We start from the raw sequence: 20,776 nt of genomic DNA, 5'->3' as shown, positions 1-20,776 counted from the left end.
TGACGAGGGCTATTCCATGGCGGCGGCGGCGACGGCGGTCGCGAGTTGCGAGCGCCGGTAGGGCTTGGCGAGGAAATTGATCGAGCGGTCGAGCCGGGCGGCCCTGAACACGGCGTCTTCGGTGTAGCCCGAGGTGAACAGCACCTTGAGATCCGGGCGGACCACCTTGGCCCGGTCGGCCAGCTCGCGGCCGTTCATGCCATTGGGCATGACCACGTCGGTGAACAGCAGGTCGATGACATCCGTCCCCTCGATGACCGCCAGGGCCGCGTGGCCGTCGGCCACCGCCGTGACGCGGTAGCCGAGCTCGCTCAGCGGGCGGGCCACCTGGGCGCGCACCACGGCGTCATCCTCGACGAGAAGGACGTGGCCGCCCTCCGCCATCGTCGCCCGTTCCCTCGCCACCTCCACGGTGGCGGCGCCCATGGCGCGCGGCAGGTAGAGCGAGACGGTGGTCCCGTGGCCTTCTTCGGAGACGATCGCCAGGCGGCCGCCGGACTGGTTGGCGAAGCCGTAGACGGTGCTCAGGCCCAGGCCGCTGCCGCCGGCGACGCCCTTGGTGGTGAAGAACGGCTCGACGGCCCGCGCCAGGGTGGCCGCGGACATGCCGGCTCCGGTGTCCCGGACCTGGAAGATCACATAGTCGCCGGGGCGAAGGCCCATGGGCTCCGCGGCCGCCTGGCTGATCGAGACGGGGCTGGCATGCAGCGAGAGCGCGCCCCCGTCCGGCATGGCGTCACGGGCGTTGACGCAGAGATTGATCAACGCCGACTCCAGGCCCACCCGGTCGGCGGTGCAGCACATGGCGTGCAGCTCCACGGAGAGGTCGAGCTCGATGTCCTCCGGCAGGGTGTGGCCGACCATCGGCCCAAGGGCCCCGAACAGCAGCGCGCAGTCGATGGTGTCGGCGACCAGCGGCTGCTGGCGCGAAAAGGCCAGGAGGCGACGCACGACGTCGGCGCCGCGCTCGGCGGCCTGCAGGCCGACCATGGCCAGTTTCTGCTGCTCAGAGCCCTCGGTGAGGTCGAGCATGAGGGTCTCGGAGACCCCCATGACCACGGTCAGCAGGTTGTTGAAGTCATGCGCCACGCCGCCGGTCAGCCGGCCGATGGCCTCCAGTCTCTCGGACTCGGCCTGCTTTTCCGCGGCCTCTTTCAGGGGCGTGATGTCGCGGGACACGCAGAGCAGCGGGCAGCGCTCGCCGGGCTTCTGGTCGGCGTGGCGGATCGGCGCCACCATGACGTCCCACATCCGCAGGCCGAGCTTCGACGTCGTGCACAGGCCCTGGAACCGTGCGACGGAGCCCGACTGGGCGAGGACGACGGCCTCGAGCACCTTGCGGCGGTTCTCCCGGGGCCAGAGCGAGGCCCATCGGACGCCGGCGATCTTGGAGAATTCCTCGGTCTCAAGGAGCGGAATGCCGTTGTCGCTCATGTAATCGAGCCGGCCCTCCGGACTGACGATCTGGATGCAATCCGGATGGCAGCGCAACAATGCGCGACAGAGATCGCCCCGGTCGGCGATGTCCGCGAAATTGGGATCGTCGATGGCTCGGCTGTGATCCATGGGTTGGAGGCCAAGCATGTTATCAATATTCCTCAAATACTTTTGATGATTAAGAAGAGGTTATTATTTGGACATCGACGTTATTTCAAAGTCGATGAAGGCATAAGTCGCGTCGTCACTAATCGTTCCCGGGGTTTGAGTACCTACGTAGTTTTATCTGACATTGTGGCGGTTGAGTTTTTCTAGGCGGGTCGGGCGTTCAACCTTGGCGGTTTCGTGGGCGGCGTTCGCGAAATTAGCCTCAAAACAACCCTGACCTTTACTATGTCCGCGCGAAGCCTGGGCGATAAGCGTAGGCTCGATCCGAACCGCGCCAAGCTGCGTTTGTGTCTTCCCCCGGTTTGGGCGGCGAGGGGGCCGGAAACGGCAATGTCCTTGCCTTCATCCAGGTCGAGGGACACGGGTGAGCCCGTCGCGGCCTTGCCCGTGGCAAACGGGCAAGATCGGCCGCCGGCGGTGTCGCCGATGGACGGCGTGGAGGTCCAGATCATCGACGACGATCCGGCGGTCCGGACCATCCTGGGCGCCATGCTGCAGTCCGTCGGGATCGCGACGCGAAGCTATGCGTCGGCCACCGCCTTCCTGGCCGTCGCCCGAGACATCGGGCCGGGCTGTATCGTGACCGACATCCAGATGCCGCACATCGACGGCTTCGAGCTGGTCCGCCGGCTGGTGCGTATGGGCGTGACGCGTCCGATCATCGTGATCGCCGGGCGGGGCGGCATCCCCAACGCGGTGCGGGCGATGAAGGCCGGCGCGCGGGACTTCCTCGAGAAGCCGCTCCGGCGCGACGCCCTCATCGAGGCGGTGCGCGAGGCGATCGAGGCGGATGCGCATCCCCCGGCCGCCGAGCCCGCGTCGGCGGATCCCATTGTGGTCGACCAGCCGGTGGTCAATAAGGTCGATGCGCTGATCTCGGCGCTCTCGGCGCAGGAGCAGCTGGTGTTCCGCGGCGTGGTGGCGGGGCGGCCGAACAAGACGATGGCCTACGAGCTGGGGATCAGCCCCAGGACGATCGAAGGCTATCGGGCGAAGATGATGGTCAAGGTCGGCGCGCGCAACGTCTCGGACCTCGTGCGGCTGGCCTACCGGGCCGGGCTCTAGGCGGGTTCACAAGGAAAGCGGCTCACAAGGAAAAAGGGCGCCCCGCTTGCCGCGGGACGCCCTTGTTTCGTCCGAGGTTGGCGTCGGCCGCTAGGCGGCGACGGAGGCCATGGCCTCCTGCGGGTCGCGCAGCACGTAGCCGCGGCCCCAGACCGTCTCGATGTGGTGCTTGCCCTCGGCGGCGGCGGCCAGCTTCTTGCGCAGCTTGCAGATGAAGACGTCGATGATCTTCAGCTCCGGCTCGTCCATGCCGCCGTAGAGGTGGTTGAGGAACATTTCCTTGGTGAGGGTCGTGCCCTTGCGGAGCGAGAGCAGCTCCAGCATCTGGTATTCCTTGCCGGTCAGGTGGACCCGCAGGCCGTTCACTTCGACCGTCTTGGCGTCGAGATTGACCAGGATGTCGCCGGTCTTGATCACCGACTGGGCGTGGCCCTTGGAGCGGCGGACCACGGCGTGGATGCGCGCGACCAGCTCGTCCTTGTGGAAGGGCTTGGTCATGTAGTCGTCGGCGCCGCCGGAGAAGGTCTTCACCTTGGTGTCGATCTCGGCCGAGCCCGACAGGATCATGATCGGGGTGTTGATCTTACCGACCCTGAGCGTGCGCAGCACGTCCATGCCGCTCATGTCCGGCAGGTTCAGATCGAGCAGGATAAGGTCGTAGTCGTAGATCTTCCCCAGATCGACGCCTTCCTCGCCCAGATCGGTCGTATAGACGTTGAACCCCTCCGACTTCAGCATCAGCTCGATGCTTTGCGCGGTGGCGCTGTCGTCCTCGATCAACAGTACCCGCATCCTGCTCTCCTACCCGTACCCGCTCGCCCCGCGAATTCAGTGAATCCGCTCTGGACCTCGTCGTTAACCTGCCGCCGAGTTAATTTAAGACTGGTTAATTGGAAGTGTCCGTCCGAACCGAATCGTTAATCTGATGCGGATTCCGCTTCAAGCGTTGCCGGATGGCCCTGGAGTCGCAGGCGTGTTGAATCTTTTGTGATTGGACAGCCGCGGCGAACGGAAGGTGGCGGAACGGGCCTTGGCGCCGCCCGTTTCATCCCCAGATTTTAAGCCTGTTTCGGTCGGGAGGATTCATGCGCTCCAAGTTCAAGCCCCTTGCGGGACAGGTGGTCGTCGTCACCGGCGCGACCTCGGGGATCGGCCTCGAGGCGGCGCGGCTGGCGGCGAGGGCCGGCGCCGCGGTGGTGCTGGCGGCGGCCGACGACCAGGCCGTCCGCGAGGTCTGCGCGGCGATCGGCAAGGCCGGCGGCCGGTGCCATCCGGTGGCCGGCGACGCGGGCGCGGTCGACGGCTGCGACCGGGTGGCGCGCGCGGCGGTCGCGAGGTTCGGCCGGATCGACAGCTGGATCGAGGCCGGCGGCGAGCCCGCCGCGCTCGGCCACGCCGCCCAGGCGCTGGTGCGGCACGTCGGCGCCCGTCCGGAACCGGCGGCCCTGGTGGGCTTCGGCCGCAGCGTCGGCAAGGCCGCGCTTGAGGAGCTCCGGCAGGCCAAGGGCCAGGTCGCCGCGACCATGGTCCGGCTGCCGAAGGACTGGCGCCATGACAGCCCCGCCCAGGCCGCGGCGGAGGCCGCCCTGCACGCAGTATCGCGGCCCATGGGCCACATGGTGGTGGCGACGCACGGCCGGCGGCTGACCACCGCCACGGAGGTGAAGAAACACCCGGGCCTGGTGGTCGGGATCGGCCTGCTGGCCGCGGCGGGGCTCGCCCTCTGGCTCGGCCGGGGCCGCATCGCCGAGGCGGCGACCGCCGCGCGGCCCAGGGTCGCCCGAGCCCTGCGTCCAGCGGTCATCGGGGCCGTGAAGCGCCGGCCGCTGCAGGCGGCGAAGCTCGCCGCGCGGCATCCGAAACAGGCGCTGAAACTCGCCCGGGCGCTGCGCTAGGCGGGCTTGCGGACCGCCCCGTCGGCGAGCGCCTCGAAGGCCTCGATCACCGCGCCGGGCGGCACGGCCTCGGGACTGAGGATGGCCTGGTAGACGAAGCCCATGGCCAGCGACTGCACCGCCAGCGCCAGGCTGTGCGGATCGATCGCCAGGGTGTCGCCGTGCTGGGCGCGGAACTGCGCCGCCATCTGGTCGAACAGGCCCGCGAAGCCCGCGGCGATGTGATCGCGCAGGGCCGGATCGGCGGCGATGTGGACCATGAACTCGGCATGCCAGCGCTGGGTCCCCCGGGCGCTCGGCAGGGTCTCGATCAGACCCTCGGCGAACCATCGCAACTGGTCCCTCAGCGGGCCCGGCCGGCTGAAGTCGCGGTCGATCCTGAGGCCGCGCGCGCCGGCCATGGCCAGCATCAGGTCGGACCGCGAGGGGAAGTTGGAATAGATCGCGCCCCGGGTCATGCCGGCCCGGCGGGCGATCTCCTCCAGGCTCGCGGCCCCGAACCCCTTTTCGTCGACGATCGCCCAGGCCGCGGCGATCAGGGCCGCGCGGGTGCGTTCGCGCTTGTCGCCCCGCCGGGGCTTTTCCGGTGACTCCGCCATTGCGTCCTAATATGCATCCTGCATAATATACACGATGTATATTACGTGGGGAGGATGGGACATGCCGCTGCTCAAGGGTCTTCTCGCGCCGCTGCCGTTCATCGTGGTGGCGGGCGTATTGCTGCTCGCGCCGGCCGGGATCCTCGCCGGAGCCTGGACCTGGCCGCGCGCCTGGGGGTTTCTCGCCGCCTTCGGCCTCTCGTCGCTCGCGGGCTCGGCGACCCTCGCGGTAGCGGCTCCGGCCAGCTTCAAGGTGCGCCAGCAAGGCCTCGTCGCGGCCAAGGGGAAGCGGCAACCGCTGATCGACGCGGTAGGCTCGGTATTCTACGCCCTCTACACGATGGCCTGGTTCGCCTTCATCCCGATCGACGTCTTCCGGCTGCGCCTGCTGCCGCCGCCAGGCGCCGCCCTCTCGGCCTTGGGCGCGGCCGCGACGATCGCCGGCGTGGCCGTCGCCTACGCCGCCCTGGCGCAGAACCGCTTCGCCGCCCCGACGATCCACGACCAGACGTCCGAGGGCCAGCGGGTGATCGACACCGGCCTCTACGCCCTCGTGCGGCACCCGTTCTATGCCGGCATGCTGCTGGTCTATGGGGGCGCGGCGCTCTGGCTGGGAAGCTATGCGGCGCTGATCGGCGCGTCGGGGTTCCTCGCCATGACGCTCGCCCGGATCGTCATCGAGGAGGCCTATCTGAGGCAAACCCTGCCCGCCTACGCCGGCTATGCCCGCCGGGTTCGCGGCCGGCTCGTTCCCTACCTGCTGTAGATTGACGCGCCCCGGCGACCCGCGCCCAGGGCTCGCCCCGGAATTGTGGTCAAACCGCCGTCGAACGGGGCCGATCTTCACAACCCTTTAAGTGTGGCGGCGGGATTCTGCGGCTCGAATTCGAGGGTCGTTCTTGAAGAGTCTTGTGGCCGCGGTCGAGCGGCTGGATCCCCTTACCGTCGCCGGCCGCGTGGCCGCCGTGAACGGCCTCCTGATCGAGGCCCGGGGCGGGCTGACCCGGCTGGCGATCGGCGCCCGCGCCGAGATCATCCGGTTCGGCGAAAAGCCGCTGTCGGCCGAGGTGGTCGGCTTCCGCGACACCCGCGCGCTGCTGATGCCCTTCGGACCCGTCGAGGGCGTGGCGCCCGGCGCGGAGATCCGCATCGAGCCCCTGGGCTCGGCGGTCAGGCCCACCAAGGCCTGGCTCGGGCGGGTGATCGACGCCTTCGGCAATCCGATCGACGGCAAGGGCCCGCTGATGCAGGGCGTCGCGGCCTATCCGCTGCGCGCCCCGCCGCCGTCGGCCCACGCCCGCGCCCGGGTCGGGGCGCGCCTGGACCTGGGGGTCCGGGCCATGAACGTCTTCACCACCTGCTGCCGCGGCCAGCGCCTGGGCGTCTTCGCCGGCTCCGGCGTCGGTAAGTCCGTGCTGCTCTCGATGTTGGCCAAGAACGCCGACTGCGACGCGGTCGTGGTCGGCCTGATCGGCGAGCGGGGCCGCGAGGTCCGCGAGTTCATCGAGGAAACCCTGGGCGAAGAAGGCCTGAAGCGGGCCATCGTGGTGGTCGCCACCTCCGACGAGCCGGCGCTGAAGCGCCGCCAGGCGGCCTACATGACCATGGCCATCGCCGAATACCTGCGCGACCAGGACATGGAAGTGCTGTGCCTGATGGACTCGGTCACCCGCTTCGCCATGGCCCAGCGCGAGATCGGCCTGGCCGCCGGCGAGCCGCCGACCACCAAGGGCTATACGCCCACCGTCTTCACCGAACTGCCGAAGCTCCTGGAGCGCGCCGGTCCCGGCCCGATCCGGCCGGACGGCACCAAGGCCGGGCCGATCACCGGCATCTTCACCGTCCTGGTGGACGGCGACGACCACAACGAGCCGATCGCCGACGCCGTGCGCGGCATCCTGGACGGCCACATCGTCATGGAGCGCGCCATCGCCGAGCGCGGCCGCTTCCCGGCGATCAATGTCCTGAAGTCGATCAGCCGGACCATGCCGGGCTGCCACGGCCCGCAGGAGCGCGAGATCGTCAAATCGGCCCGCCAGACGCTGTCGGCCTACGCCAATATGGAAGAGCTGATCCGCATCGGGGCCTATCGCGCCGGGGCCGATCCGCAGGTCGACCGGGCCATCGCGCTCAATCCGGCGCTTGAGGCCTTCCTGGCCCAGGACAAGGACGAGGTGACCAGCCTCGATGCGGGCTTCGAGCGGCTGAACAGTATCCTTGAAAGCGTGCCCGCATGACCTGGTCCGACTCCCTCGTCAAACTGGCCACCTTCGAGGTGGAAGGCCACCAGCAGCGGCTGGGCGAGATCATGCAGCGACTGGCCAAGGCCGAGATGCGGCTGGCGGTCCTGCACGCCGAGGGGGAGGCGGAGGCCGAGCGGGCCCGCGACGACGTCTCTTCCGGCTGGTACCACATCGGCTACGCCGACGGCCTGCGGGCGCGCAAGGCGGCGGTCCAGGCGGACATCGACCTCATCCGCATCGAGGAGCGCGGCGCGCGCGATGCGCTCTCCCAGGCCTTCGAAGAGCAGAAGAAGTACGAACAGGTGGCCGAAAGCCTGCGGCTCGCCGCGGTCAAGGAAACCAACCGGCGCGAGACCGCCGAGCTCGACGAAGTCGGGATGCGGGCCGCGCGCCGCCGCTGAAGCCTAGGCGCCCGCCGGCCGCACCGGGGCCTGTGTCCAGCCGAAATAGGCGCCGGCGAGTTCGCTGGCGAGCCTTTCGGCGTCCTGGCCCTCGACGTTGTCGAGCACGATCACCGTCACGCCATCGTCCGGGTAGTATTCGAACGCGCTGCAGAAGCCGGGCACATTGCCGCCGTGATCCCATAGGCGGTGGCCATGCCGGGTTTCGACAAACGAGCCCAGGCCGTAGCCGTGACCATAGTCGGTGAACATGGCTTCCAAGGAGGCCCGGCTCAGCAGCTTGCCGGCATGCAACGCTTGGTCCCAGGCGAGGAGGTCGTCGGCCGTGGAGCGCAAGGCGCCAGAGGCGTCACTGGCCTCAGGCGTCATCAGGCGCGCGTTTTCGAAAGGCCCGGCGGGCCGCCAGTAGCCGGACGCGCGGTTCTCGACGAGGTCGGCGAAATCGTCATAGGCGGTGTGGGAGAGGCCCAAGGGCTTGAAGAAGGTATCAGCCAAGTAGTTTGCATAGCGCTTCCCGCTGACCTTCTCGATCACTAGGCCCAGCAGGACGTAGCCGGTGTTGCTGTAGTGGAACTTCGATCCCGGAGCGAACTCCAGCGGCTGGTCGCGTACCAAGCCGACGAGCTCCTCCGGGCGATCCTGGAGCCGTGCGGCGCCGCGGATGAACCCGTTGACCTGCACAAAGTCCGGAATGCCCGAAGTGTGGTTGAGCAGGTGGCGAAGCGTGATCCCCGACCAGGCCGCCGGAGCCGCGGAATAGTATTTGGCGATTGGATCATCGAGCGTCAGTGCGCCTTCTTCGGCGAGCTGAAGGATGGCCGTGGCGGTGAACGTCTTCGTAGTCGAGCCAATGCGAAAGACCGTGTCAGGCGTCGCTGGGACGTTCCACTCGCGGTTGGCGAACCCCAACGCTTTGCGGAAGATGGGCTTGCCGTGGTCAGCGATCAGCACGACGCCGCTGAACGTCCTCGCCGCGACGTGCTGGCGGATGATCGTATCGGCCTTGGCCGAAAATCCAGGCGGGGGCGGCGTCGCATGGGCGACTGATGCGAGACTGAGGACGGCGAGGAGTGCCCCGAGAATTCTGGAGAACGCCAAAGTCCGAAGCTCTGTACTAAGCGCCGGGCGCGCCGCTCGGGGCCCGCGCGGGGGGCGGGGTCGGGCGCTCGTTCTCCAGCCCTGAGCGCAACACGGCCAGGTCCTCGCTGATCTTGAAGATCGCCACGTAGAACTCGCAGAACGAGCGCCACAGCAGGAGCAGGGCGCCCATGACGAGCAAGCCGCCCACCACCACCGGGATCGCCAGCAAGAGGCCGAAGACCGAGGGGTCGCGGATCACCACGCCGATGGCCGCGCCCAGCGTGCCGAATATGCCCAGCGCGATCAGGGCGAGGCCTGCCCAGTAGATCAGGTGGATGACCTGGTTGGTCATCAGGTGCTCGAAGGTCAGCAGGTCCCACAAGACAGCGGAGCCGGTTCCCTTTGGTCGGTTGAGAGCTCGCCGCATCCGTTTCCCAAGACTTTGCGCCGGAGCCTACTCGCCGCTCCGCAGGTCGCACCGCTATCAGCCCGGGCGGGCGCCTGCAACGCCGCAGAGGTCCGGCGCTAGATCGTGCCGACGGTCTTGAGCTTGGCGCGGGGATGGACCTCGTTCTGGCTCATCACCGGCGTCTGGCCGCGGAACCGCTCGATGATCGAGCGGACATAGGGGCGGATCGCGGGGCTGGTCAGCAGGACGGGGCTGTCGCCGGCCAGAGCCGCGCGCTCGAAGGTCTCGCGCACGCCGCGCACGAAATCCTGCAGGCGCGAGGGGGCCAGCGCGAGCTGCTTGTCGTCGCCCTGGCCGACCAGGGCGTCGGCGAAGGCGTTCTCCCATTCCGGCGTCAGCGTGACGATCGGCAGGGCGCCGTCGTCGCCGCGGTGGGCGAAGGAGAGCTGACGGGCCAGGCGCGCGCGGACCTGCTCGACGAGGAGGGTGACCGACGCGGTGTGCGGCGCGGCTTCGCCGATGCCTTCCAGGATCGCCGGCAGGTCGCGGATCGAGACGCGCTCGCGCAACAGGGCCTGCAGGACGCGCTGGATGGTAGTGGCGGTGACGATATTGGGCACCAGGTCGTCGACCAGCTTCTTCTGCTCGGCCGGCAGCTCCTTCAGGAGCTTCTGCACTTCCGAATAGGAGAGCAGGTCCGGCATGTTTTCCTTGAGGATCTCGGTCAGGTGGGTGGTGAGCACGGTCGCCGGGTCGACGATGGTGTAGCCGCGGAAGGTCGCCTCTTCGCGCAGCGCCTCGTCGATCCAGGTGGCGGGCAGGCCGAAGGCGGGCTCGCGGATGTGTTCGCCGGGCAGGTCCACCTGGCCGCCGCGCGGGTCCATGGCCATCATGGAGCCCAGCCGGACCTCGCCGGAGCCGGCCTCCATCTCCTTGATGCGGATCGCGTAGCCCTGGGAGGGCAGGCGCATGTTGTCGAGGATGCGGACGCTGGGCATCACGAAGCCGAAGTCGGCGGCCAGCGTGCGGCGCAGCGCCTTGATCTGGTCGGTGAGCCGGCGGCCTTCCAGGTCGTTGATCAGGCCGAGCAGCCCATAGCCGAGCTCGATCTTGATCTCGTCGATGGCGAGCGTGTTGGCGATCGGTTCTTCGGTGGCCTCCTGCATCGGCTGGATGTCGACCGGCGGCGGCTCCATGGACTTCTGCGACCGGCGCCAGGACAGCACGCCCGCGCCGACGGAGATGGCGGCGAAGGGGATGATCGGCATGCCGGGAACCAGCGCCAAGACGCCGGCGGCGGCCGAAACCATGCCGAGCGCGACCGGGTTCATGGCCAGCTGGGTGACCAGCGCCTTGTCGACGGATCCCTCGACGCCCGACTTCGAGACCAGGAAGCCGGCGGCGATCGAGATGACCAGGGCCGGGATCTGGCTCACCAGGCCGTCGCCGATGGTCATGATGGTGTAGGTGGCGGCCGCCTGGCCGATCGGGATCTTGTGCTGCAGCACCCCGATCAGGATGCCGCCGATGATGTTGATGGCGACGATGATCAGGCCGGCGACCGCGTCGCCGCGCACGAACTTCGAGGCGCCGTCCATGGAGCCGAAGAAGGTGGATTCCTGTTCCAGCTCCTTGCGGCGGCGCTTGGCCTCGTTGTCGTCGATCAGGCCGGCCGAGAGGTCGGCGTCGATGGCCATCTGCTTGCCGGGCATGGCGTCGAGGGTGAAGCGGGCGGCCACCTCGGCGATACGTCCCGAGCCCTTGGTGATGACCACGAAGTTCACGATCACCAGGATGGCGAAGACGATGATGCCGATGGCGAAGTTGCCGCCCATCATCAGCTTGCCGAAGGCCTCGATGATGTGGCCCGCGCCGTGGACCCCCTCGTGGCCGTGGCCGAGGATCAGGCGGGTCGAGGCGATGTTCAGCGACAGCCGGTAGAGGGTGGTGACCAGCAGCACCATCGGGAAGCCGGTGAACTCGAGCGGCTTCTTGATGAGCAGCGAGGTCATCAGGATCAGGACGGCGCTGGTGATCGAAAGCGCCAGCAGGAGATCCAGCAGGAACGCCGGGATCGGAATGATCAGCAGGACGACGATGCCGACGACGCCCAGCGCCATGGCCACCTCGCCACGCGCCACCCAGCCGAAGACGTCCCGCGCGTTGGGAGTCTGGCCGAAGCGTGAGGGAACTGAGGCGTCGGCCATCTAGGTGATCAGGCGGCGCTCGCCGCGCCCATCTGGGGCGCGGGGACCGGGACGCCGGCCTCGGTGTATTCCTTGAGCTTGTTGCGCAGGGTGCGGATCGAGATGCCGAGGATATTGGCCGCGTGGGTGCGGTTGCCCAGGCAGTGCTCCAGGGTGTCGAGGATCAGCTGCTGCTCCATGGCCGCCACCGTCTGGCCGACGTAGCTGCGGCTGGCGCTCTCGGCGGCCAGGGACGCGACCTGGGCGGCGCGGGCGTGCGGGTCGGCAGAGGCGAAGGGCTGGCCGTCGGGCAGGCGGATGGCCTCCTCCTCGATCTCGGCGCCGCTCGCCATCAGCACCGCGCGGTGCATGGCGTTCTCGAGCTCGCGGACGTTGCCGGGCCAGCGGTGGCTGGCGAGCCGGCGCTTGGCTTCGGCCGACAGCGGCCGTTCGGGCGCGCCGTTGGCCGCGGCGTATTTGCGCACAAAGTGCTCGGCGAGCGCCAGCACGTCGCCCGGCCGTTCGCGCAGCGGCGGCAGGCGCAGGTTCACGACGTTCAGGCGGTAGAGCAGGTCCTCGCGGAACGTGCCGTCCTTCACCGCCTGGATGAGGTCGCGGTTGGAGGTGGCGAGGATGCGGATGTCGACCTTCACGGGCTTGGCCCCGCCGACCCGGTCGATCTCGCGTTCCTGCAGGGCGCGCAGCAGCTTGGCCTGCAGGCGCCCGTCCATCTCGCTGATTTCGTCGAGCAGCAGGGTGCCGCCGTTGGCCTCCTCGAACTTGCCGATGCGGCGGGCCACGGCGCCGGTGAAGGCGCCCTTCTCGTGGCCGAACAGTTCGCTCTCCAGGAGGTTCTCGGGGATGGCCGCGCAATTGACCGAGATGAAGGGCTTGGAAGCGCGGCGTGACTTCTGGTGGACGTAGCGGGCGATGACTTCCTTGCCGACGCCGCTTTCGCCGGTGATCAGGATCGAGGCGTCGGAAGGGGCGATCTGGTCGGCCATGCCGATCAGCGCGGTCATCGAAGGATCGCGGACGACCATCGGGCGGTTGTCGTCGGCGACGGCGGCGAGCACCGCGGCGATCAGCTGGGCGTCGGGCGGAAGCGGGATGAACTCCTTGGCCCCGGCCCGGATCGCTCCGGCCGCGCCGGCCGCATCGGCGCCGACGCCGCAGGCCACCACCGGCACGCGGATGCGCTCGGCCTCGTTGGTGGCGATGAGGGACGCGATATCGAGCTCATAGTCGACCATCATCAGGTCGGCGCCCTGCCCGGCGCGCAAGGCGTGCGTGGCCGCCGCGATGGTTTCGACGTGGCTCACCTTCGCGCCGGCGCTCATCGCCATCTTCACGGCGGTTGAGAGCTGTCCGTTCAGTTTTCCGACGACCAGTAGCCGCATGGCTTTTCTCCCTCAGACGGCAGGCTTCAAGCCTGTCCGTCGCCGTCCTTGATGATTTCAGTCATGGTCACGCCCAGGCGTTCGTCGACGATGACGACCTCGCCGCGCGCCACCAGGCGGTTGTTCACATAGATGTCGATGGCCTCGCCGACCTTGCGGTCGAGCTCCAGCACGCTGCCTTGGCCGAGCTGCAGCAGCTGGGCGACGGACATGCTGGCGCGGCCGAGCACGGCGGAGATGTTCACCGGCACGTCGAAGACCGGCGCCAGGTCGGTGGCGATCTTGTCCTCGTCGGAGGTCTCCGCCAGCGGGCCTTCGCCGGCGGCGAATTCGTCGAGCTTCAGCTCGGAACTCCCAGTGGGTTCGGCGACCGCGGCGGTTTCGGGATCAGGCGTTTCGGACATGGCCTAGCTCTCAGGCTCTTGAGCGTCGGTGGCGGAGGTTCCGCCACCGGGGATAAGGGGTTCGGCGTGCAGGCCCTCGGCCGCCAGCGCCGCGTGCAGGGCCTGGGAGACGCGCTCGGCGGCGGCGGCGGGGTCGAAGCTCGCCGAGCCGTCGCCGAAGTCGAGAGTGAAGGCCCGCGGCGAGAGCGCCGGGTCGGTGCGCACCTGGATCGATCCGGGATAGCCGACCGCCTGGGCGGTCTCTTCGAGCACCGCTTGCAGGCCGGCCGCGAGTTCGGCGTCGGCGGTGAGGATCAGGCGCGGGGCGGCCTCGATCTCGCGCGCCAGCGCCTCCAGGGCGGCGCGCACCGGCGCCTGCGGGAACTTGTCGAGGGCGGCGGCGGCGATCGCCTGGGCGCAGGCCAGCGCCAGCTCGGCGGAGCCGACCCGATGGGAGTGGGCGACTTCGGCCAGCCGGGGCAGGGCCTCGCGGCAGGCCGCGGCGATCACCGCCAGCGCCTGGGCCTGGCGGTTGGCGATGCTGGCCAGAGCCCTGGCCTCGCCGTCGGCCGCGACGGCGTTGCGGATCGCCTCGACCTCCTCGGCGGAATAGCTCCGCTTGGGCCGGGGCGCGGTGTTGGTCATCTCGCCGCTCGGTTCGAACACCGTGCCGAAAAGGAACTTCTCGTGGGCGACTTTCGGAGCTGCGACGTCCTGGGTCATCAGTACACCAGCTCGTCGTCGTCGCCGCCGGCGCCGACCAGGACGATCTCGCCCTTGTTGGCGAGGTCCTTGGCGACTTGCACCATGGCCATCTGCGCCTGTTCCACTTCGCGCAGGCGGACGGGACCCATGGTCTCCATGTCCTCGCGCATGATCTTGGCGGCGCGCTCGCTCATGTTGGTGAAGAACATTTCCCGGAGCGCGTCGGAGGCGCCCTTCAGCGCCAGCGCCAGCTGGTCCTTCTCGACCGTGCGCAGCAGGGTCTGGACGCCGCCCGGATCGAGCTTGGAGAGGTCTTCGAAGACGAACATCAGGGCGCGGATGCGTTCGGCGGCCTCGCGGTTGCGTTCTTCCAGCGCGGTGATGAAGCGGGTCTCGGTCTGGCGATCGAAGGCGTTGAAGATGTCGGCCATCATCTCGTGGCTGTCGCGCTTGGAGGTGCGCGCCAGGTTCGACATGAATTCGGTGCGCAGCGTCTGTTCGATCTTGTCGAGGATCTCGCGCTGCACCGGCTCCATGCGCAGCATGCGGGTCACGCACTCGAGCGCGAAGTCCTCGGGCAGGCAGGTGAGCACGCGCGCGGCGTGCTCCGACTTGATCTTCGACAGCACGACGGCGACGGTCTGCGGATATTCGTTCTTCAAGTAGTTGGCGAGCACGGCCTCGTTCACGTTGCCGAGCTTGTCCCACATGGTGCGACCCGCCGGACCGCGGATCTCCTCCATGAGGTGGTCCACCCGCTCGCCGGGCATGATCGAGGACAGCAGCTTCTGGACCAGTTCCGCCGAGCCGGTGATGGCCCCGCCGCCCATGCCGGAGACGAACTCCACCAGGAGGTCCTCGACGACGTTGGACGTCACCTGGCCGAGACTCGCCATGGCCTGGGAGATCACCTTGATCTCCTCCTCGTCGAGATGGCGCCAGACGCCGGCATGGTCTTCGCCGAGCGCCAGCAGCACCACGGCCGCCTTTTCAGCGCCGCTCAGCCGGGAGGAGTCGACCATAGCCTTGGGTTTGGGGACGCGGGCGTTCATGCGGATTCATGCAGCCAGGTGCGGATGATCGAGACCGATTCCTCCGGATGCTTGTCGACGAACTCGGCCACCCGCTTGACGGAGCTGGCCTTCACCTGGCCCTCGATGCGGGCGATGTCGATCTTCTGCTCGAGGTGTTCGTTGCCCGGCGCGGGCAAGGAGATCTGCTGACCGGTGACCGGGTCGATGGTGATCTGCATCTGCTGGCCGTCAGCGCCGGTGGCGAGGCGGGCCTGCGGGCCACCCAGCGCCATCGGACCGCCGCCGCCCAGCGCCCCGCGCAACAGCGGGCGGACGATGAACAGCATCATCAGGACGGCCACCACGGCCATGATGATCAGTTCGGCGGCGCGCATGATGTCGTTCTTGTCGAAGCCCATCAGAGGGCTGGCCGCGGTGACGCCCTCGGCGTCGTCGGCGTTCGGGAAGCGGACGTTGACCACCTTCACCTGGTCGCCACGGTCCTTGTCGTAGCCGACAGCGGCCTGGACGAGCTGTTCGATGTTGGCCATCTCGGCGGCGGATCGCGGGGTGTAGGCGCCGGGCTTGCCCTTCTTGTCGGCCGGGCCGGTGACGCCGTCGACGGCCACCGCCACGGAGATCTTCTTCACCTGGCCAGGCTCCTGCACCGAGGTGCGGGTGGTCTCGGTGATCTCGTAGTTGGTGGTCGATTCCTGGCGGCCGCTGTTGGAGCCGCTGCTTTCGTTGTTGCCGCCGATCTTGGCGCCGCCCGGGATGTTGGCCACGGCCGAGGTCTGGCCGTCGGAGGCGCCGGAGCCTTCCTTGGAGTTCTCGTCGGTAGTGCTCTCCGAGCGGACAACCTGGCCGTCCGGATCGAAGCTCTTCTTCTGTTCGGTCACGTGGGCGAGATCGACATCGGCCGAGACGTTCACCCGGGCCTTGCCGACGCCGACGATGCCTTCGACGAGGCCTTTCACCTGCTTGGCGATCCGCTGTTCGACCTCACTCTTGCGGCCATCGGCCTCGGCGGCCATGCCGGTGTCGCCGCCGGACAGCGTCTTGGCGTGCTGGTCGACCACGGTGACGCGGTCGGGCTTCAGGTTGGGAACGGCGCCGGCCACCAGGTTCTGCATGGCGCGCACCTGGTCGGAGCTGGGCTCGCGGCCGCCGACGCCGATGCTGACCGAGGCGGAGGGCTGTTCGGCCTCTTCCTCGAAGAGCTGGCGCTTGGGCAGGACCAGGTGGACGCGCGCGGCGGTGATGCCGTCGAGGCTCATGATGGTGCGGCCGAGCTCGCCTTCCAGGGCGCGCTGGCGGTTGAGCTGCTGGACGAAGTCCGTCTGGCCCATGGCGCTGGCGTTGTCGAAGATCTCGTAGCCGACCGAGGCCGCGGTCGGCAGGCCCTTGGACGACAGCATCAGCCGCGTCGAGGCCACCTGGTCGCGTGGCACCAGGATGGTCGAGCCGTCGCCCTTGACCTCGTATTTGATGTTCCCCTGGTCGAGCGCCTGGGTGATCGAGCCGGCTTCCTTGATGTCGAGGTTCGAATAGAGCAGCGCCTTGGGCTGCCCCAGGCCTGAGGTCACGAAGAAGAGCGCCGCGGCGACGCCTGCGCCGATGCCGAGAATCGCCGCGAGGCGACCGATCCCGAACCTCTGAAGCGCAGCCAGAATCTGGTTCAACGCCGACGTCCTTCCGCAAACTCAAAAGCGGGGGCGTACAGATTTGCCCACCAGTAGGCAGGATTTACCCAGTGCTTGGTAAACGGGGGGTTTAAGCGGAGCCGTATTGCGGCGTTTCGGCGCGGGTGTCAGCCGCTCCAGGGGCTCAGCGCGCCCCACAAGGCCAGGTCGATCGAGAAGGCCGCGTAGACCAGAACGGTGACGCTGAAGAAGGCCTTGCGAAGGTGCGTCCAGGAGTCCACCCGCCGCCCGCCGCGCCAGATGGCCGGCAGGGCGATGAAGGTGGTGACGGTCAGGGCGGCCGCAACCAGGGCGCAGGCCGAGGCGGTGATCATCAGGACGCCGGGCCAGCGGTACATGATCTGGGCCGCGTCGCCGGTCTTCGAGGCCCAGAGGGCGAAGAGCGCCATGGCCAGGAGCCAGAGCACCGCCTGGATGTTCTGCACCAGGCTCGCGCGGCTCTGCACCTGGTTCTCGCGGAATTCGCGCCGGTTGCGGACCACGACGCCCGCGAAGGTGGCGAGCGCGGCGGCGGCGGCGAGGGCCGCGAGCGTCGTCAGGGTGCGCGGCTGGCGCCAGACGGGCGCGCGTTCGAAGACCTGCGTCCCGCTGGCGACATGGAACGCGCGCGCCCCGCCCTCGGCCCGGTCGAAGGCGATCCGCTCGGAGCCTTGCGACGAGATGAAGCGGCCCTCCTCGAGCGGGCCCTCCGGCGCCCAGGTCTTGACCCCGTCGCCGCCGGCGGTAACCAGCCGGCCCTCGCGGGTGACGGTGACGGTGGCCCCGCCCATCAGCTGGTCGACGAAGCCCTCCAGCCCGGAATAGGTGCGGCGCGTGGTGAGGTAATAGCCGGCGAAGTCGCCGCGGTGCTCAGCGAGCTCCGGCGAGCCCGGGCGAGGGAAGGGCGCGGGCGCGGCGTAGAAGTGCTGCACGATCCGGTCCGGCAGGCGTCCGGAGAGCGGCCGGCCGGTGTCGGTGTTGGTGGAGATGAAGACGCCCAGGTTGAGGTCGGGCACCACCACCATGTTGGAGAAGAACGACAGCGTCGCCCCGCCATGGCCGTAGCCGCGATGGCCGCCGGGCAGGTCGAAGACCATGAAGCCGTGCGCCCAGCCGTTGATCCCGGGCGGCGACGGGCGGAGCGGGGTGCGGAAGGCCTCCGCCGAGGTCGGGCCATAGATCACCGCCCCGCCGAGCTGGCCGCCGCCGAGCTGCATCAGCATGTAGCGCGCCATGTCGCCGGCGGTGGACGAGCCGGCCCCGGCCGGCGCGATCTGGCCGATGTATTCATAGTCGCGGCGCGAAAAGCCGACCGGCGTCCAGCGGTAGCCGTCGGAGATGTCGGCGACCAGCCGGGCCGGCATGGGGCCGGGAAGACCGGTCTTGGGCTCGTGCGGTTCGCGGAAGGTGGTGTGGGCCATGCCCAGCGGACCCAGGATCTCGTCCTCGATCAGCCGTTCGTAGGGGCGGCCGGAGGTGTAGGTCACCGCCTCGCCCGCGAGCGCCGCGCCGTAGTTGGAATAGCTGGAGACCTCGCCCGGCGCATGCACGCGCTTGGGCCGTTCCTGGCGCAGGTAGACGTCGATCGGACGGACGCGGTCGAAGTCCCGTTCGAAGAGCTGGCCCAGCGCACGGTCCTCGAAGCCCGGGGAGTGGTCCATCAGGTTCGCCACCCGCACCGGCTGGTCGTAGCCCTGATCGCGCACCTGCACCCGCTCGGGCAGGTAGAGATTGACCGGCTGGTTCAACCGCATGCGGCCGGCCTCCACCTCCTTCATGAGGGCGATCCAGGTGAAGGTCTTGGAGATCGAGCCGACCCGGAAGAGGCTGCGGTCGGGATCGACGGGCCGCTGCGGATTGAGGTTCGCGAAGCCGTAGCCCTTCTTCAGCACCACCTGGCCGTTCTGGACGACCGAGACGGTGACCCCGGCGATGTGCTCGCGGCCCATGGCGTCCTGCACGACGCCGTCGACGAAGGCCTCCAGTTCGGCGGGCGGGATCGGCTGGCCGGACGTCAGCTTGGCGCCGGGCGCGGCAGGCGCCGGGGGCGGGGGCGGGGCGAGCGGCGCGGCCACGGGCGGCGGCGCGGGTTTCGGCGCGGGCGGTGGGGTTGGCGTGGCTGTGGCGGGCGCCTCGGTCGCCGGCTTCGGCCTTGGCTCCGCCGTGGTCACGGCGGCGGGCGTCGGCGGCTTGGCCTTTGGCGCCGTCGCCGCGCCGGGCGCCGCGGGCTTCGGCGTCTCAGCGCCGGCCGCCGCGGGTTTCGGCTTCGGCTTGGCCGCAGGTTTGGGATGCAGCTTCGTATAGGGCACCGGCCCCTTCGGAAGCCCGGGCGTAGCGGCCGCGGGCGCGGGCTTCGGCGCCTCGTCCTGAGCCGCTGCGCCCAGGGGCTGGACGAAGATCAGCGCCAGAGCGGCGACGGCGGCGAGGACGGTGGACCGCATCGATGAAAACCCGGACGGAGCGGAAGGCTCAACCGCTTGTAGGGCGCCCGGGCGAGTCCTTCCAAGCCTGGGCTATGCGCGAGCTAGTTTCGCCCCGAAGGTTTCGAGGGCGCGGCGCTGGCCAGCGAATAGAGCGGCAGGAGCGGTTTCAGCGCCGGGCCGATGAACAGCTGCGGCTCCGACGGCGGCTTCATGCCCTCCTTGGTCTCGCGCGCGGCCACGCAGCCCTGGACCCTTGTCCCCAGCATGGCGAAGTCCGAGACGCTCGGCAGGGACTCCAGCACGCACTGGTCGAAGTAGGGATATTTGTCCGCCTCGCCGCAGCCGAAGGACGAGCGGTCGGGCCGCGCGGCGGTCAGCACCATGCGGTTGGCGCCGGCCAGCGCGGGGACGAAGACGCCGGAGAAGCAGGCCGAGATGATCACCACGGTGGGCCGCTTGCCGCAGGTGCTGTCGACGATGGTGGCGAGCACCGCGGGCGGCAGGAAGTGCTGATCGATCACCACGCCCTGCGGGGCGCCGTGCGAGCTGAAGTAGAGCAGGCAACCGCCGCTGGCCTTCGGCGTCAGCTCCGCGAGCGCGTCATAGATCGCCTGCGGTTGGGATTTGGTCAGCGCCACGTCCTTGTAGCGCTCGGGGCGGACCGAGAACTGGCGCAGGTTCGCCGGATCGAAACCGGCCTGTTCGAGCGCCAGGGCCACGTCGCGCCGCGCGTTGTCGAAGGCCTCGGACGGACCCCCGGAATGGGCGTGCCAGTCGCCGGCGACGACCACCGCGCTCCAGTCGCTGAACGCCGAAGCCGCGGCGGCCGGGGCCGCCTGGGCGAACCAGAGGGCGCCAATCAGCCAGACCAGGCGCGCGACCAGCCGCATGCTAGGTCTTGTAGGTCTGGAAGGGTGTCGGGATCGCCGTGCCCGTGGCCTTGGCCAGCAGCCGTCCGTCGGCGTCATAGAGCTCGCCCTCGGTGAAGGCCACCTGGCGGCCCCACTTGGCGACCCGGCCGACGCCGCGCAGCTTTCCCGGCATGCCGGGGCGGAAGAAGCTGGTCTTCATCTCCAGCGTCGGCGCGACCGCGGTCATGCCCGAGGCCACCATGCAGGCGACACTCATGCACTCGTCGAGCATGGCGCAGAGGTAGCCGCCCTGGATCTGCTTCATCGGGTTGAGCAGGAGCTCGGCCCGGGCCTCGAACTCGACCTCGACGGTCTTCTCCGCCTGGTTCACCGCGACCATCCGAAAGCCCAGGGTCTGGGAGCCGGTGGGCTGGTTCCTGGTGCGCTGGAAACGCTCGAGGATCGCCTCGTCCGTCAGAGGCGCGGGGGTGGCCTCGGCCTTCGAGGTCGCGGCGTCGCTCATGCGGGGCGGCTCACTTCTTCCGGAACTGGTCGAGGGAGACGATCTTGGCCTCGCCGTCGGCGGGGGTGGGCTCGGCGTCGGTGGCGGCGACCTTGGCCTGGGGCTCGGCGGCAAGGCGCGCCTCGCCGGCCGGGGCCTCGAACTGCAGCAGGAACTGCACGCTGGGATCGTAGAACCGGGTGACCGCCGCATAGGGCACCGACAGCCGCTTGGGCAGGCCGCCGAACTGCAGGGTCACCGAGAAGAAGGTCTCGCCCGGCGCCAGGTCCCAGTACTGGTGCTGCAGGACGATGGTCATCTCGTCGGGGTACTT

At 69.0% G+C, this 20,776-nt stretch carries 20 protein-coding genes; 5 read left to right on the top strand and 15 right to left on the bottom strand.

What is annotated here, in order from left to right; all coding sequences use genetic code 11:
* Positions 1 to 9: 9 nt before the first annotated feature.
* Entirely contained in the window at positions 10 to 1,566 is a 1,557-nt protein-coding gene (locus tag ACESMY_RS20415; RefSeq protein ID WP_372786464.1) for an ATP-binding protein, read from the bottom strand.
* Between the two features lie 465 nt (positions 1,567 to 2,031).
* Here ACESMY_RS20415 and ACESMY_RS20410 point away from each other — a divergent pair, with 465 nt between their 5' ends.
* Positions 2,032 to 2,670: a response regulator transcription factor gene (locus ACESMY_RS20410; protein WP_372786463.1), complete on the top strand. Its 639-nt coding sequence runs from the start codon at positions 2,032 to 2,034 to the stop codon at positions 2,668 to 2,670.
* A gap of 90 nt (positions 2,671 to 2,760) precedes the next feature.
* Here ACESMY_RS20410 and ctrA read toward each other — a convergent pair whose 3' ends face one another.
* Entirely contained in the window at positions 2,761 to 3,462 is a 702-nt protein-coding gene (gene ctrA, locus ACESMY_RS20405; protein ID WP_372786462.1) for a response regulator transcription factor CtrA, read from the bottom strand.
* Positions 3,463 to 3,755: 293 nt separating this feature from the next.
* On the opposite strand from ctrA, the gene ACESMY_RS20400 reads away from it, so the two are divergent.
* Positions 3,756 to 4,565, top strand: a complete 810-nt coding sequence (locus tag ACESMY_RS20400; RefSeq protein WP_372786461.1) for an SDR family NAD(P)-dependent oxidoreductase — start codon at positions 3,756 to 3,758, stop codon at positions 4,563 to 4,565.
* On the opposite strand, the gene ACESMY_RS20395 is transcribed toward ACESMY_RS20400, so the two are convergent.
* Positions 4,562 to 5,164, bottom strand: a complete 603-nt coding sequence (locus tag ACESMY_RS20395) for a TetR/AcrR family transcriptional regulator (RefSeq protein WP_372786459.1) — start codon at positions 5,162 to 5,164, stop codon at positions 4,562 to 4,564. The two genes, ACESMY_RS20400 and ACESMY_RS20395, sit on opposite strands and share 4 nt — an antisense overlap.
* Before the next feature lie 61 nt (positions 5,165 to 5,225).
* Here ACESMY_RS20395 and ACESMY_RS20390 point away from each other — a divergent pair, with 61 nt between their 5' ends.
* From ACESMY_RS20390 to ACESMY_RS20380, 3 genes are all read left to right on the top strand, one after another.
* On the top strand, positions 5,226 to 5,930 hold the full coding sequence (locus tag ACESMY_RS20390) for an isoprenylcysteine carboxylmethyltransferase family protein (RefSeq protein ID WP_372786458.1): 705 nt from the start codon (positions 5,226 to 5,228) through the stop codon (positions 5,928 to 5,930).
* Positions 5,931 to 6,063: 133 nt separating this feature from the next.
* Entirely contained in the window at positions 6,064 to 7,401 is a 1,338-nt protein-coding gene (fliI, locus tag ACESMY_RS20385) for a flagellar protein export ATPase FliI (protein WP_372786457.1), read from the top strand.
* Positions 7,398 to 7,808, top strand: a complete 411-nt coding sequence (locus ACESMY_RS20380) for a flagellar FliJ family protein (protein ID WP_372786456.1) — start codon at positions 7,398 to 7,400, stop codon at positions 7,806 to 7,808. The genes fliI and ACESMY_RS20380 overlap by 4 nt, the downstream gene beginning before the upstream one ends.
* A 3-nt stretch (positions 7,809 to 7,811) precedes the next feature.
* On the opposite strand, the gene ACESMY_RS20375 is transcribed toward ACESMY_RS20380, so the two are convergent.
* The 12 genes from ACESMY_RS20375 to ACESMY_RS20320 form a co-directional block, all read right to left on the bottom strand.
* Complete coding sequence (locus tag ACESMY_RS20375) at positions 7,812 to 8,906, bottom strand: serine hydrolase domain-containing protein (RefSeq protein ID WP_372786455.1); 1,095 nt, start codon at positions 8,904 to 8,906, stop codon at positions 7,812 to 7,814.
* A 16-nt stretch (positions 8,907 to 8,922) separates the two neighbouring features.
* Entirely contained in the window at positions 8,923 to 9,270 is a 348-nt protein-coding gene (locus tag ACESMY_RS20370; protein WP_372786454.1) for a DUF4282 domain-containing protein, read from the bottom strand.
* Between the two features lie 143 nt (positions 9,271 to 9,413).
* Positions 9,414 to 11,504: a flagellar biosynthesis protein FlhA gene (gene flhA, locus ACESMY_RS20365; protein WP_372786453.1), complete on the bottom strand. Its 2,091-nt coding sequence runs from the start codon at positions 11,502 to 11,504 to the stop codon at positions 9,414 to 9,416.
* An 8-nt stretch (positions 11,505 to 11,512) separates the two neighbouring features.
* Positions 11,513 to 12,883 (bottom strand): sigma-54 interaction domain-containing protein, encoded by a 1,371-nt coding sequence (locus ACESMY_RS20360; RefSeq protein ID WP_372786452.1) that lies wholly within the window; start codon positions 12,881 to 12,883, stop codon positions 11,513 to 11,515.
* A 26-nt stretch (positions 12,884 to 12,909) separates the two neighbouring features.
* Positions 12,910 to 13,287: a flagellar motor switch protein FliN gene (gene fliN, locus ACESMY_RS20355; RefSeq protein WP_372786451.1), complete on the bottom strand. Its 378-nt coding sequence runs from the start codon at positions 13,285 to 13,287 to the stop codon at positions 12,910 to 12,912.
* A 3-nt stretch (positions 13,288 to 13,290) separates the two neighbouring features.
* Positions 13,291 to 13,989, bottom strand: a complete 699-nt coding sequence (locus ACESMY_RS20350) for a flagellar assembly protein FliH (RefSeq protein WP_372786450.1) — start codon at positions 13,987 to 13,989, stop codon at positions 13,291 to 13,293.
* Entirely contained in the window at positions 13,989 to 14,993 is a 1,005-nt protein-coding gene (gene fliG, locus ACESMY_RS20345; protein ID WP_372786483.1) for a flagellar motor switch protein FliG, read from the bottom strand. Before fliG ends, ACESMY_RS20350 begins: the two co-directional genes overlap by 1 nt.
* Before the next feature lie 26 nt (positions 14,994 to 15,019).
* Positions 15,020 to 16,666, bottom strand: a complete 1,647-nt coding sequence (gene fliF / locus ACESMY_RS20340) for a flagellar basal-body MS-ring/collar protein FliF (protein ID WP_372786448.1) — start codon at positions 16,664 to 16,666, stop codon at positions 15,020 to 15,022.
* Between the two features lie 128 nt (positions 16,667 to 16,794).
* Entirely contained in the window at positions 16,795 to 19,107 is a 2,313-nt protein-coding gene (locus tag ACESMY_RS20335; RefSeq protein ID WP_372786447.1) for a serine hydrolase domain-containing protein, read from the bottom strand.
* Between the two features lie 83 nt (positions 19,108 to 19,190).
* The gene (locus ACESMY_RS20330; RefSeq protein WP_372786446.1) at positions 19,191 to 19,979 is read right to left on the bottom strand and encodes a C13 family peptidase; all 789 of its coding nucleotides are present in this window, start codon (positions 19,977 to 19,979) and stop codon (positions 19,191 to 19,193) included.
* Position 19,980: 1 nt separating this feature from the next.
* The gene (locus tag ACESMY_RS20325; RefSeq protein ID WP_372786445.1) at positions 19,981 to 20,463 is read right to left on the bottom strand and encodes a PaaI family thioesterase; all 483 of its coding nucleotides are present in this window, start codon (positions 20,461 to 20,463) and stop codon (positions 19,981 to 19,983) included.
* Positions 20,464 to 20,473: 10 nt separating this feature from the next.
* On the bottom strand, positions 20,474 to 20,776 hold a 303-nt coding region (locus ACESMY_RS20320; RefSeq protein ID WP_372786444.1), incomplete at its 5' end, for a ClpXP protease specificity-enhancing factor SspB.

This window comes from Phenylobacterium sp. (assembly GCF_041691455.1).
GTDB lineage: Bacteria > Pseudomonadota > Alphaproteobacteria > Caulobacterales > Caulobacteraceae > Phenylobacterium.
This window is presented reverse-complemented; position numbering and strand designations above follow the sequence as displayed.